Raw genomic sequence first — 12,807 nt, 5'->3', positions numbered from 1 at the left:
AACCCTTAAAATAGATTAATTATGAATGATAACTCAAAAGTTGTAGTTGCGCTTTTAGCAGGATTGGCTGCAGGTGCTGCATTAGGCATTTTATTTGCACCAGATAAAGGCGAAGAAACCCGCGATAAACTAAGCCAGTCGTTAAAAGACCTGGGCGATTCTATTAAAGATAAAGCTGCTGATGAAATTAACAATCTGGCGAGCCTGAAAGATAAAGTGGTAAGCTCTATCAAAACCAAATTAAGAAGTGTAGAAGAAGAATACAGCGACGACGTAGAGCACGCTTAAGCAATAACAACAGGCATAGCCCGGGCATTTGCCCCAGTTAAATCTCATCTGAATTATGCAGGAAAATAAAGAAAAAAGTATTGAAGATCTGGTGGATGATGCCAAAGGCTTTTTGGAAGCCCGGGTAGAATACACCAGGCTATATCTTCTGGAAAAAATATCGAAGGTTTTTGCAGATCTGGTAACGAGCACGACCGTTATCGTATGCTTTGTATTGGCCTTTTTATTCGGTTCTGTTACACTTGGGCTTTACCTGGGCGATGTTTTAAACAACTATGCAGCCGGTTTTGGCTGTGTATCGCTGCTTTACATTTTAATTGCAGTAGTTGTATATTTTACCAAAGATAAATACATCGAAAAAGCAATTATAAACATTGCCATTAGAAAGTATTTTGATAAACTGGCAGATAAGGAGGACGGCGATGAGAAGCTATAAAACCATCAGAAACCTCGAAGATTTGCAGGCTAAAAAGCTGGAGCTGAAAGTAGAGTATACCCTGAAACAAAACATGCTTAAAACAGATGCTAAAGCATACTTTCATCAGTTTACCTTAGGTGCGCTGATTAAAAGATATGCTACGCCCAGCAATTTGTTTAAAGCCGATGAGAAACTGAATATCAGCAGTACAGCCATGTCTTTGCTTTTACCGATGATTATGAACAAAACCATTTTCAGAGGCGCAGGTTTTTTAACCAAAGCCGCTGTTGGTTTAGTATCGGGCAAACTCGGCAAATCGCTTGATGCTGAGCACCTTTCGGCCATTTTTAATTCGGTAAAAGGCTGGTTCGGTAAAAAGAAAGAGAAAAAAGATAAGAAGTTTGTTGATTACGGCATCCCGCCGGATAGTGAAACGTATTAGTTCAATGGTTCATTAGTATACAAAGTGCACAGAACTTTAACAGAAAAGCCTCAAGATTTAAAATCCTGAGGCTTTTTGCTATAATCGTCACCCTGAATTTATGACGAATCTTGTTATAAATCTGTTTTAATTTTCAGCTCTTTCAGTTGCTTCTCATCAATAGTACTCGGACTGTCGATCATTACATCTCTACCCGAATTATTTTTAGGGAAAGCAATTACATCGCGGATGGAATCCAAGCCTGCAAAAATTGAAGTTAAACGGTCAAATCCGAAAGCAATACCACCATGCGGAGGTGCACCAAACTCAAAAGCATCCATTAAGAAACCAAATTGTTTTTGAGCTTCTTCGGCGCTGAAGCCTAAATGTTTAAACATTAAAGCCTGTAATTCGCGGTCGTGGATCCGGATAGAGCCACCACCAACTTCGGTACCGTTAATTACCATATCGTAGGCATTGGCACGTACTTCGCCTGGTTTAGTATCTAGCAAGGCAATATCTTCTGGTTTTGGCGAAGTGAACGGATGGTGCATAGCATGGTAACGTTCAGTTTCTTCATCCCACTCCAAAAGTGGAAAATCCAACACCCAAAGGGCAGAGAAAGTATTTTTATCGCGTAAACCTAAACGGTTACCCATTTCTAAACGAAGTTCGTTTAACTGCTTGCGTACTTTATCGGTAGAGCCTGCTAGAATTAACAATAAATCGCCTTTTTCAGTTGCAAAGGCTTCGCTCCACTGTTTAAGGTCTTCTTCGTTAAAGAACTTATCAACTGATGATTTGATGGTTCCATCATCATTGTGGCGGGCATAAATTAATCCCGTTGCACCAATTTGCGGGCGTTTGATGAAATCTGTTAACTCATCTAACTGCTTGCGCGTATAGCTTGCTGCCCCTTTGGCATTGATACCCACTACCAGTTCGGCGTTATCAAAAACCGGGAAACCTTTACCTTTAACCAAATCATTCAGTTCTACAAACTGCATGTCAAAGCGGGTATCCGGTTTATCAGATCCGTATAAACGCATGGCATCTGCATACTGCATGCGCGGCACTTCAGGTAAATCGTAATTGCGTACTTCTTTAAATAAAGTACGGATTAATCCTTCGAAAGTATTTAATATGTCTTCTTGTTCAATGAACGACATTTCGCAGTCAATCTGCGTAAACTCAGGCTGGCGATCGGCGCGTAAATCTTCATCCCTGAAACATTTTACAATCTGGAAATAACGGTCGAAACCAGAAACCATCAGCAATTGCTTAAAGGTTTGCGGCGATTGAGGTAAAGCATAAAATTCGCCTTCGTTCATGCGGCTAGGCACAACGAAATCTCGCGCACCTTCTGGTGTAGATTTAATTAAAACCGGGGTTTCTACCTCGATAAAATCTAAAGCATCTAAGTAACGGCGTACCGATTGTGCCATTTTATGGCGCAATACCAGGTTATTACGCACCGGGTTACGACGTAAATCCAGGTAACGGTATTTCATGCGCAGCTCATCGCCACCATCAGTTTCATCATCAATCAAAAACGGTGGCAATTTAGCCGCGTTTAAAATTTCTAATGCCGTGATTTTGATCTCCACATCGCCAGTAGGCATTTTAGGGTTTTTGTTGCTCCGCTCTACAACGGTACCAATGGCTTTAATTACGAACTCGCGACCAAGCGTACGCGCTTTCTCGCAAAGCTCACGATTATCGTCCATGTTAAAAACCAACTGGGTAATACCATAACGATCGCGGATATCGATAAAAGTCATACCGCCTAAATCTCTCGATTTCTGTACCCAACCACATAGGGCTACACTTTCGCCTAAATTATTCAGGTTTAATGCACCACAAGTTACTGTTCTTAACATATATAGTAATCTAAAATGAGCGGCAAAAATACCGATTTTGTTTTAAAGTTTCGAGTAGAAGATTTAAGGAAATTTTGTACCCTTAGATTTATTGTTTTTAACCACAAAGACACCAGGTGCACCAGGAAATTAGGGGTAATTTTAATATTTCTCTTCCAACACAATTTCGATTGCAATTACCTTCCACTCGCCGCTAATCTTTTTCCAATGCACCATTTCTTCAGTTTGGATGGTTTGTTTTTTAGAAAAGAGCAACAAATTAGGTCGGATGATAACTGATTTACGGGCAATTTTTTCGGTAAAAACATCATCTTCGAAACTTGATTTGATGCGGTAGAAACTGGTTTCGAAGCTTTTAATGCTTTTAAAATATTTTCTTAAATCGATAGAATAATCGCGCTTATTCAGGGTAACTCCTCCGGCTGGCGTAAAAACAAAATTATGATCGAGAATGGCAACATAAGCATCTGCATTTTTGTTGATTAAAGCCTGATCGGCGGTTTTGTGTATCTCGTTTATTGCTGAAATGATTAAATCGGTTTCCATGGCATGAAGTTAAGGCTTTGTTGCAGGGTTTTCAAATTAATGATGAACAGGCAAGCATTTTTCCACAAATACATGGCAAGCTGTTTTTTATCCTTACCTGTGCCAAAACAACCAAATGCACCATTTTCTAATATTTTTTGAAAACGATCGTCAGTACCTATGGCCAATGCAGCCCTGCCATCCGCTTTATCCCGATGAATACCGATATATGCCTGAACGGGATGCCCGCTCCTGTCAGGTTTATTTAACCCAAACCTGTGTTAAAACACCCAAAGTCTTGACTAAATTTCCGGTTTTTGCAGCTGCCCGGGTTAAATAAACCCGATTGAATGGAGGCCAGTTTCCTTCAAACGGGCCGGAAGAAAAGCGGGGCTGAAATGGCCAAAAGTGCCGGAGCATTCATTTTCTAACAAAAAAAGCAGCATTCAGGAGATAGCCGATCATTGTTACGACCATAAATCTAGCTCAGACTTAAAACAGATTTAACATATTTTTAAACTTTTTTATACCTTGATGCAACGTTTTAAAATCTCTACTGTCTTATAATCAGAATATTCAAAATTTTGGAAGCCGTATACATCGATAAAAACCTCGAACTAGTAAAAGAATGCATGCAGGGAAGCCGCGCTGCACAGTTTGAATTGTACAAACTGTATGCGAAGGCGATGTATAACGTGGCACTGCGCATTTTAAATTATGAGGAAGAGGCTGAAGATGTTTTACAGGAAGCCTTTTTAGACGCTTTTACCAGGATTGTTGATTTCAGGCAGGAAACCACTTTTGGGCTTTGGCTGAAACAGATTGTGATCAACAAATCAATCAATTATCTGCGCAAGCGTAAAATGGAATTTGTAAGTACCGACGAAATAACGGAGGTACCCGACGAAGTGAGCTTTGATGACTATGAGGTACAGTTACAGGCCGAAGAAATTAGAAAAGCCATTACCGAATTGCCGGATGGCTACAGGGTAGTGTTGAGTTTGTACCTGCTGGAAGGGTATGACCACGAAGAAATTGCACACATTTTAAAAATAAGTGAAAATACAAGTCGCACACAGTATATGCGTGCCAAAAAGAAGTTAAAGATTATTTTAGAACAGAAAGGGATGAGAGATGAATAATGGCAGATTAGAAACCTTTGTAAAAGAAAACCGCAAAGCCTTCGATGTAATGGAACCATCGGCAGCGCTTTGGGCCAAAATTGAAAAGGAATTAGACAACAAAAAGAAAAAAAAGCCAGTAAAGCTGTATTTATGGATGAGCGCCGCAGCCGCTATAGTAGTGGTAATTGGTTTGGCCTGGCTGTACACCGCAAGAGTACAAAACAACGATCTAGAAATCGCTGATGTTAGCGCTTCGTATGCCAAAAAAGAGGTTCATTTTGCAGGCTTAATTACCGAAAAGAGAGACAGTTTAGCCATTTTTGCCTCGGCCAACCCCGAGTTGTATAAAAAGTTTACTGCCGATTTAAGAAAACTGGATGAAGATTACGAAAGATTAAAATCGGAACTACCTACTTCGCCCAACCAAACTTTTGTGGTAAAGGCTATGGTAAAAAACCGCGAAATACAGTTACAACTTTTAAAACAGCAACTATTAATTATAAACCAGGTTGACGATTACAAAAGGGTTAATCAGATTTAAAAAAGCGGAAAGACCAAAGCTAAAAGACTAAAGCTTAGATGTTCTAAGGTGTCTAAGGTGGTAAAAAAAGCAGAAGTCGGAAATTAAAGACCAAAGCTGAAAGACCAAAGACTAAAGCTTAGGTGTTCTAAGATGTCTAAGGTGGTAAAAAAAGCAGAAGTCGGAATTAAGACCAAAAGCTGAAAGACCAAAGACTAAAGCTTAGGTGTTCTAAGATGTCTAAGGTGGTAAAAAAAGCAGAAGTCGGAATTAAGACCAAAAGCTGAAAGACCAAAGACTAAAGCTTAGGTGTTCTAAGGTGGTAAAAAACCTAAAACAAAAAATTGAAATTACTCGCTTTCGGGAAAAGAATTTGGGAGGAAACGCTCACCGCATTGAATTGCTTACACCAGCCGGCAGGTTTAAGCCTTTAATGTTTTAACAATTAACAAACATGAAAACAATAAAAATACTTTTAGCCTTTATGGCTTTAATAGCCGTAAAAGCCAGTGCCCAGGAGGTAACAGTTAACAGCCCGTCAGAAAAGGCGATTGTAGAAAATATCGAAAAATCTACTACGCTGGCTATGGTAAGCAATATCCAGACACAAAACGGGAGCGATGCAGAACGCACAAAATCTTTTAGCAAGAGTTTTAGTGTAGATAATAACGATAAGGTTAATCTCAACAACCAATACGGATCGATCGTAATTAAAACATGGGATAAAAAAGAAGTAAAGGTTGATATCGACATTAAAGCTTACAGCAATTCTGATAGTGATGCCCAAAAGCTGATTGATGGAGTAAGCATTGAAGCCAATAAAACAGGCGATGTGGTATCGATAAAAACCAATTTTGCCGACCGCGGTGGCAATAACTTTATGGGCAGGATAACCAAAAACGGGGTGACCAAACGTCGTGAGCTTAAAATTTCCTATATTATTTACATGCCCGCAGTTAACCCGCTTACGCTAATGCAACAGTACGGGAATGTAAACATGGACGATTTCGCTGGCCCAACTTCTTTAAAAGTTCAGTATGGCAGCTTAACCGCCGGAAATTTAAGCAACACCAATAACTATATTAATGTACAGTATGGTAAATGTACCGTGCAGGATATCAACGCCGCTGTTGTGAAACATAGCTATAATGGCCCGGTAAGTATTGGTAGCGTAGGTACTTTAGAGCTAGCTGCCGAATACGTGGCGGTAAACGTAAATACCATTCGCAAATCGGCCGATATTAAAGTAGAATACGGAGGGGGCTTAACCGTTGGCAACATTGGCGGCAACTTATTGCTCAATACGGAGTACGCTAAGGTTGACATTAACAGCGTAAAAGGAAATACCGTAATTAAACAAGGCTATGGCAGCTTAAACCTGGCCAGTGTAGGTAAACTAAACCTTAAAACCGAATACACCAACGTAAGCCTGGGCGCATTAAATGGCGATGCATTAATCGACATGGAGTATAACAAGCTTAGCGTAGCCGATATTACTCCGGCCTGCCGCAACTTTACCTTTACCGGCGAATATGTGAGTACTGCACTTGGCTTTAACGACAGATATAACGCAAACTTTAATCTTTCTACTTCCTATGCCGGCTTTAAATATGGCTCAAATGTATCGGCCAGTAAAGTTAGCGACGATGATGAAACCAAAAAATATGCGGGCAAAATCGGCTCAGGCGGCAGTGCTACTGTAAACGTTAAATCAGAGTACGGATCGATCACTTTCAAATAAGTATTTACCAAACTAAACAAAAATAGTCCTGTCTGTTATCGGCAGGATTTTTTTGTTTATTACTGTCCGGTAACGGATATTAAATGTTCGATAATGAACACTGCAACGCTCATAAGGGCTCATAGTTTAACGCAAACAGGCTTTTTTCAACTGGTATAAAAATTGAAAGTCAAAAAATATCCAAATTAAACTAAACAAACTATGAAGAAAATTCTTTTACTCCTTCTATTGCCTTTAACTGTACTTGCCCAATCAAACAAATTAACCAAAGCGGATAAGATTTATGGCCTTTCAAAATTTTGGCAAGAAGTAAATTACAATTTTGTTTACCTAAATAAAGTTGATCGTGTTAAATGGGATAGCACTTATAAAGCCTTAATTACCACTATACCCGAAACGAAAACGGATTACGAATATTACCTGGAAATGCAGCGGTTTTGTGCCATGCTGAAAGATGGGCACACCAACATTTATATGCCTGCCGGAAAAGATTTTGAACCCATGAACACCATGTTTGGCGATTATCGTTTCTTTATCGAAAATGTAGAAGACAAAGCCATTATTACCCGGGTTAACCTGAGCAAGAAAGACGAAATTCCGGTTGGGAGCGAAGTAATAGCTGTAAATGGTCAAACTACTGCGCAATACATTGCAGAACACGTTTCGCCGTACATTTCTTCTTCTACAGATTATGTTTTAAAAGATTGGAGCATCAGTAAATTGCTTCAGGGCGTTGAGGGCAGCCAGTTTGAAATCAAAATTAAAAAACCAAAGGGACAAATTTTAACCCTGAACTTAACACACAAACGGACTGAAGAAAAGGAAGTTTTCCCGGCATTTCCTGCAGAATCGGCTTTGCTCGACTTTAAGTGGTACCCCAATAATGTAGCCTACGTTGCGCTTAACTCTTTCGGGGATGAGAAAATAGATTCGCTTTTTACCGCCAAATTGCCAGAACTTTATAAAGCCAAAGCCATAATTATTGATTTGAGGAATAACGGAGGCGGGAGCACTGGTATTGGAAGTTATATTTTGAAATATTTAACCAACGACAGCTTACTTTATGGTTCTCGCAATGCTACCCGCCAACTCAGTTCGGCTTTTAAAGCCTGGGGATATTATACTAAACCAAAGGATACGGTTAATAATGAGTGGAGCAAAAAAGCCCTGCTTACCTTTCAGGATAATTATTTTTATCATTTTGATTATGCGCCGTTAAAGAATAAGCTTTCAGAAAAACGGATTGTTGTACCTACAGCCTTATTAATTGGCCATAATACTGCTTCAGCAGCAGAAGATTTTTTAATTTATGCCGACAACCAAAAGCACATGACCAAAATTGGCAGAAACTCTTTTGGAAGTACCGGACAGCCCTATCTTTTTGATCTTCCGGGTGGTGGAAGTGCCAGAGTATGCACCAAAAAGGATACTTACCCAGATGGACGTGAATTTGTGGGTTATGGTGTAAAACCCGACATAGAAGTAAACCCAACGGTAAAAGATTTTATGGCCAATAAGGATACTACGCTGAGTACCGCAATAGATTACCTCAATAAAAAGATAAAATAACCAATCCCTTAAAGTCCCGGCAAATTTTGGCGGGACTTTTTCTATTTTAGCCCTTCTATGAGGATTTACCTTTTTACTTTGCTTTTGATATCGGGTTTGGCTCGCGCACAGGAAACACCTGTTGTGAAATGGGCTACTCAGGAAACTTTTTTCGAAGATTTAACCGGTAAAGGTTTACCTGATTTCAAAGGATTAACCATCAACAAAAAATCCTTCACCCGGGCCAATTTAAAAAACCAGGTCGTAGTGATTAATTTCTGGTTTGAAAACTGTCCGCCCTGTTTGGCCGAAATGCCCGAATTGAATAAGCTGGCAAAGGCGTACAGACAAAAAGGCGTGCGCTTTATCGGCATTACCCACGATACGCCCACTCGTGCCAAACATTTTCAAAAACGAAATGGTTACGAGTATGAAATCGTATCGATGAGCAAGGCAGAAATCAGCAAGCTCAACATCAACCACGGCTTTCCTTCTAACATTCTTGTAGGGGCGGATAGAAAGATCATTTACGCTACAGCAAATATTTCTTTAACAGATACGGCTTTTAAAGCCAAATCGATTTTATTTGTAGATAAACTGAAAGCAGCTGTAGAAAAGGCTAACAGCAAATAGCCTATACCTAATAAATGGTAAATAAAACAGATATGCTTATCTTAGTTGTAAGGTAAATTAATCCCGGCGCATAACCTTTGTTAAAACTCAAACGATGAAATCTGTTAACAGCAAAAATGTATACCTTACCGTCATTACGTTAATTGTTTGGTTTTCGCTTTCACTGCAATTCAGTTTAAGTTTAAGGCACTATAACGGGGCAGTGTGGCCAACGCTGAAAATACTTTTGTCTTTTTTTACCGTTTTAACCAACCTCATCGTAGCCATCTGCCTGGCCGCACAATTATTATTAAAACAAACCGCCTTAGTTCGCTTTTTTTCGAAACCCGCAAGCCAAACAGCTGTTGCAGTTTATATATTTTTAGTGGCTTTAGTATATAATGTAGCTTTACGCGGTTTAGACCAGCCAAAGGGATGGCATAGCCTGAGTAACGAATTGTTGCATGTAATTAACCCCTTGCTCTTTTTAATTTATTGGATTGCTTTTGTTGATAAAGCCAGGCTCAGCTACAAACAAACCACAGTTTGGCTTATTTATCCGTTATTGTATGTTATTTTTATTGTAATCAGAGGTTATTTAATCGGGCAATATCCTTACCCTTTTATTAATGTGGTAGAAATCGGTTATCCAAAGGCGATTTTAAATACAATTATTATTTTAGTCGTATTTTGGATTTTATCCTTAATTTTTGTGTTTACAGGCAAAAAAACTACTAAATCCTAAAGCACATACTCATCATTTATAGGCTTTACGGGTTCCGGAATTTCTTCTTCTTCCAGCATCTGCAACAGGTTAATTTCAATCGTTCTGGTAATCTGGTTAAGCGGTACACCAGCCGAATTGTTTTCGAAAGGATTAACCAGGCTCATCCCATTAATTTGTGTAGATACAAACACAAAACCGATTAACCAGCCTAAAAATATAGCAGCAGGACCGGCATCCTGACTAATTACCAGCGTGAAAGTTACCACAAACAACCAGATAAACACTTTGGTAAGGTAGCTGTAAGTTGTAGGAAAAATAGTGTTTTTAATGCGCTCGCTCATGCCCATCGAATCAGAAAAGCGGGTTAGCATCTCATTAATTTCGATAAACCTGAAACCATCAACCACACCCGATTTAGAAAGTTTCTGCAAATCGCGCGACTGAATATTGAGCAATGCATTATGCTTATTGTTGTGCTTCTCCATTTCTTTCAGATCAGCTTCTTCCAAATATTTGGTATAAATTTCATCAACTGTACCCCTCAAATTGGCTTTTAAAGCATATAAAAAAGCAATGTGCCTGCAAACCATCCGTTTCACACTTTCTCGGTCATCGTCAGCATAATTAATTAACGCCCTTGCAAAAGAACGAGAATCGTTAACCAGGGCACCCCACACTTTCCGCGCTTCCCACCACCTATCGTATGCCTGGTTGTTGTTAAAACCTATAAAAAAGGCAATGGCCGTACCCAAAACAGTTGGGATAATGGAGGGAATAGAAAAATGATGGGCGATTAAATATTCGCGCACGAAATAAGCCGCGGTGCAGGAGGCGATCATAATCAGATCGACATGCCACGTATTTCTCAAAATTCTGCTTAACCTGATATTCTGTACTAAAAGCATATATTCTAAATGGAAAATGAAAATACAAAACTAAAGGCAAAATGTTTCATTTGGCGCTAAATTTAATGGCAGACAGTACAGGTTGCCGATTGTGACTCAAATGTTTATATTGGGAAACCAAATATTCCCGAATTTTTATGAGCGACGCTTTACCTAAGAACAACATTTTTAAAGTTATTGGTGCATCATCACTGGGCACACTGATTGAATGGTACGATTTTTACATTTTTGGCAGCCTTGCCGTGATTATCGGTCACCAGTTATTTCCCGAAGATGCAGGTGCATCGGCCCTGATTAATACCCTTGCCATATTTGCCGCCGGTTTTATAGTGCGCCCATTTGGTGCCCTGGTTTTTGGCCGTTTAGGCGACTTAATTGGCCGTAAATACACCTTTCTGTTAACCCTGGTTTTAATGGGTGGCTCTACTTTTTTCATAGGGCTTATTCCTTCATATAAAAGTATTGGTTATGCAGCTCCAATTTTAGTACTGATATTGAGGCTGATACAAGGTTTGGCCCTCGGTGGAGAATATGGAGGTGCAGCAACCTATGTGGCCGAACATGCACCTGAAAATAAACGTGGCTTTTTTACCAGCTGGATACAAACGACAGCTACACTGGGTTTATTCCTTTCATTGGGCATTATTGTAATTACCAAAAACATTTTAGGCGCCGAAACTTTTGGTAATTGGGGCTGGCGGATTCCTTTTCTGCTATCCATTGTACTGGTGGTAGTATCCATTTACATCCGCATGAAAATGCACGAATCGCCTCTGTTTTCGAAACTAAAGGCAGAAGGAAATGTTTCCAAGAATCCGCTAAAAGAGAGCTTTAGTCATAAAGCTAACTTTAAAATGGTGCTCTTAGCGCTGTTTGGGGCAACTATGGGCCAGGGCGTAATCTGGTATACCGGACAATTTTATGCGCAATCGTTTTTAGAGAACACCTGTAAGCTCGATTTTAATGATTCGAGGTACATCTTACTTTGGGGAATTGCCTTTGCCACTCCGTTCTTTGTGGTATTTGGCGCCTGGAGTGATAAAGTGGGCCGAAAGTGGATTATGCTTACGGGTATGTTGCTGGGTATTATTTTCTACCGCCCCATTTATCAGATTTTTCTGGATGATACCGATTATACCAAAATTGAACAAAGCGATATTTTATCTTCAACAGCTGCCCCGGCAAGTGCTGTATTGATTCCAAATTCAACTGATTGTTTAAGAACCACCGTAACCAAAGTAATGCTTAAAAGGGGGGCCTCATTTAACCGGGTACAAACAGATACCATTTCGGTGAGCAACGGCATTTTACCTGCAAAAGAAATCATTAAAGATAAAGTATTGGCCAAACCCGTATTCTGGAAGTTCGTTGGACTGATTTTTTTCCAGATTTTACTGGTAACCATGGTTTACGGACCGATAGCCGCATTTTTGGTTGAGCTTTTCCCTACCAAGATCAGGTATACTTCAATGTCGCTACCGTACCATATTGGCAATGGTGTTTTTGGAGGACTGGTTCCTTTTATTGCCACGCTAATAGCCAGTTTTTCGGGATCGACACCGCTATCAGGACTTTGGTACCCTATTGGCATTGCTACATTAAGCCTGATTATCGGCGCCATTTATTTATCGAACAAAAGAGACGAAAACATTAACGATTAGCATTTAAGAAAATGAATACACTAAAGAAATTTTTAGGCTTAATCTGGATGGTTTTAGGACCATTAGCTATGACATTTTTGTTTTTACAAGCCATAGAAAAAGTAGGTTTAACCCATACCGATATTGAACGCACAAACACCATTTTGCAATGGGGAATTATCTTGTTTATTTTCCTGCCCATAAGCTTAGGGCTGATGATTTTCGGTTTTTATGCCTGGAAAGGCGAATATGATAAATTGCCGGAGAACTCGGAAGAGGTGTAAATGTTATTTTTACCACAAAGCACTCCCGCTCGCGCGCGCTTCCAACGCGTGCGAAAATAGCCTGTCGTATTTTACGAGGCCAGGCTATATTTTGCCACGGAAGCACGGAAGCCACAGAAAAATATTTTAACTCGCGCGCGTTTCCAACGCGTGCGAAAATAACCTGTCGTATTT

At 39.8% G+C, this 12,807-nt stretch carries 15 protein-coding genes; 12 read left to right on the top strand and 3 right to left on the bottom strand.

Going from position 1 to position 12,807, the window contains the following annotated elements; all coding sequences use genetic code 11:
• Positions 1–21 precede the first annotated feature (21 nt).
• Genes OC25_RS09240 through OC25_RS09230 form a run of 3 tightly spaced genes read left to right on the top strand, consistent with a single transcriptional unit; the run spans position 22 to position 1,148 of the window.
• Complete coding sequence (locus OC25_RS09240; protein ID WP_039474732.1) at positions 22–288, top strand: YtxH domain-containing protein; 267 nt, start codon at positions 22–24, stop codon at positions 286–288.
• A gap of 55 nt (positions 289–343) precedes the next feature.
• Complete coding sequence (locus tag OC25_RS09235) at positions 344–724, top strand: hypothetical protein (RefSeq protein ID WP_039474729.1); 381 nt, start codon at positions 344–346, stop codon at positions 722–724.
• Positions 711–1,148 (top strand): hypothetical protein, encoded by a 438-nt coding sequence (locus tag OC25_RS09230; RefSeq protein WP_039474726.1) that lies wholly within the window; start codon positions 711–713, stop codon positions 1,146–1,148. Before OC25_RS09235 ends, OC25_RS09230 begins: the two co-directional genes overlap by 14 nt.
• Before the next feature lie 113 nt (positions 1,149–1,261).
• Here the strand turns inward: OC25_RS09230 and aspS are convergent, their stop codons facing one another.
• Positions 1,262–3,007 (bottom strand): aspartate--tRNA ligase, encoded by a 1,746-nt coding sequence (gene aspS / locus OC25_RS09225; protein ID WP_039474723.1) that lies wholly within the window; start codon positions 3,005–3,007, stop codon positions 1,262–1,264.
• Between the two features lie 141 nt (positions 3,008–3,148).
• On the bottom strand, positions 3,149–3,553 hold the full coding sequence (locus tag OC25_RS09220) for a nuclear transport factor 2 family protein (RefSeq protein WP_039474720.1): 405 nt from the start codon (positions 3,551–3,553) through the stop codon (positions 3,149–3,151).
• 115 nt (positions 3,554–3,668) lie between these two features.
• On the opposite strand from OC25_RS09220, the gene OC25_RS27875 reads away from it, so the two are divergent.
• From OC25_RS27875 to OC25_RS09185, 7 genes are all read left to right on the top strand, one after another.
• Entirely contained in the window at positions 3,669–3,872 is a 204-nt protein-coding gene (locus OC25_RS27875) for a hypothetical protein (protein ID WP_156131440.1), read from the top strand.
• A gap of 244 nt (positions 3,873–4,116) precedes the next feature.
• Positions 4,117–4,674 (top strand): RNA polymerase sigma factor, encoded by a 558-nt coding sequence (locus tag OC25_RS09210; protein ID WP_039474715.1) that lies wholly within the window; start codon positions 4,117–4,119, stop codon positions 4,672–4,674.
• On the top strand, positions 4,667–5,197 hold the full coding sequence (locus OC25_RS09205) for an anti-sigma factor (protein WP_039474713.1): 531 nt from the start codon (positions 4,667–4,669) through the stop codon (positions 5,195–5,197). The genes OC25_RS09210 and OC25_RS09205 overlap by 8 nt, the downstream gene beginning before the upstream one ends.
• 433 nt (positions 5,198–5,630) lie before the next feature.
• On the top strand, positions 5,631–6,917 hold the full coding sequence (locus OC25_RS09200) for a hypothetical protein (protein WP_245221949.1): 1,287 nt from the start codon (positions 5,631–5,633) through the stop codon (positions 6,915–6,917).
• 201 nt (positions 6,918–7,118) lie between these two features.
• Positions 7,119–8,486, top strand: a complete 1,368-nt coding sequence (locus tag OC25_RS09195) for a S41 family peptidase (RefSeq protein ID WP_039474711.1) — start codon at positions 7,119–7,121, stop codon at positions 8,484–8,486.
• 57 nt (positions 8,487–8,543) lie between these two features.
• Positions 8,544–9,098, top strand: coding sequence for a peroxiredoxin family protein (locus tag OC25_RS26845; RefSeq protein ID WP_052266090.1), 555 nt, complete (start codon positions 8,544–8,546; stop codon positions 9,096–9,098).
• Positions 9,099–9,192: 94 nt separating this feature from the next.
• Entirely contained in the window at positions 9,193–9,822 is a 630-nt protein-coding gene (locus OC25_RS09185) for a Pr6Pr family membrane protein (protein WP_039474709.1), read from the top strand.
• Here the strand turns inward: OC25_RS09185 and OC25_RS09180 are convergent.
• Positions 9,819–10,673, bottom strand: coding sequence for a bestrophin family protein (locus OC25_RS09180; RefSeq protein WP_245221948.1), 855 nt, complete (start codon positions 10,671–10,673; stop codon positions 9,819–9,821). The two genes, OC25_RS09185 and OC25_RS09180, sit on opposite strands and share 4 nt — an antisense overlap.
• 173 nt (positions 10,674–10,846) lie before the next feature.
• On the opposite strand from OC25_RS09180, the gene OC25_RS09175 reads away from it, so the two are divergent.
• Together OC25_RS09175 and OC25_RS09170 are read left to right on the top strand one after the other, a co-directional pair.
• Entirely contained in the window at positions 10,847–12,370 is a 1,524-nt protein-coding gene (locus OC25_RS09175) for an MFS transporter (protein WP_039474705.1), read from the top strand.
• Positions 12,371–12,381: 11 nt separating this feature from the next.
• On the top strand, positions 12,382–12,633 hold the full coding sequence (locus OC25_RS09170) for a DUF6814 family protein (protein WP_039474703.1): 252 nt from the start codon (positions 12,382–12,384) through the stop codon (positions 12,631–12,633).
• The last annotated feature ends 174 nt before the right edge of the window (positions 12,634–12,807 follow it).

It is taken from the genome of Pedobacter kyungheensis (genome assembly GCF_000812965.1).
GTDB classification, from domain to species: domain Bacteria; phylum Bacteroidota; class Bacteroidia; order Sphingobacteriales; family Sphingobacteriaceae; genus Pedobacter; species Pedobacter kyungheensis.
The sequence above is the reverse complement of the archived record's forward strand: the minus strand, read 5'-3'. Positions and strand labels throughout refer to the sequence as shown.

Excerpts from the sequence above, each read along its gene's own strand:
- OC25_RS26845 (WP_052266090.1), top strand. The coding sequence starts at position 8,544 with ATGAGGATTTACCTTTTTACTTTGCTTTTGATATCGGGTTTGGCTCGC.
- OC25_RS09195 (WP_039474711.1), top strand. The coding sequence starts at position 7,119 with ATGAAGAAAATTCTTTTACTCCTTCTATTGCCTTTAACTGTACTTGCC.
- aspS (WP_039474723.1), bottom strand. The coding sequence starts at position 3,007 with ATGTTAAGAACAGTAACTTGTGGTGCATTAAACCTGAATAATTTAGGC.
- OC25_RS09235 (WP_039474729.1), top strand. The coding sequence starts at position 344 with ATGCAGGAAAATAAAGAAAAAAGTATTGAAGATCTGGTGGATGATGCC.
- OC25_RS09185 (WP_039474709.1), top strand. The coding sequence starts at position 9,193 with ATGAAATCTGTTAACAGCAAAAATGTATACCTTACCGTCATTACGTTA.
- OC25_RS09200 (WP_245221949.1), top strand. The coding sequence starts at position 5,631 with ATGAAAACAATAAAAATACTTTTAGCCTTTATGGCTTTAATAGCCGTA.
- OC25_RS09240 (WP_039474732.1), top strand. The coding sequence starts at position 22 with ATGAATGATAACTCAAAAGTTGTAGTTGCGCTTTTAGCAGGATTGGCT.
- OC25_RS09220 (WP_039474720.1), bottom strand. The coding sequence starts at position 3,553 with ATGGAAACCGATTTAATCATTTCAGCAATAAACGAGATACACAAAACC.
- OC25_RS09170 (WP_039474703.1), top strand. The coding sequence starts at position 12,382 with ATGAATACACTAAAGAAATTTTTAGGCTTAATCTGGATGGTTTTAGGA.
- OC25_RS27875 (WP_156131440.1), top strand. The coding sequence starts at position 3,669 with ATGCACCATTTTCTAATATTTTTTGAAAACGATCGTCAGTACCTATGG.
- OC25_RS09205 (WP_039474713.1), top strand. The coding sequence starts at position 4,667 with ATGAATAATGGCAGATTAGAAACCTTTGTAAAAGAAAACCGCAAAGCC.
- OC25_RS09175 (WP_039474705.1), top strand. The coding sequence starts at position 10,847 with ATGAGCGACGCTTTACCTAAGAACAACATTTTTAAAGTTATTGGTGCA.
- OC25_RS09230 (WP_039474726.1), top strand. The coding sequence starts at position 711 with ATGAGAAGCTATAAAACCATCAGAAACCTCGAAGATTTGCAGGCTAAA.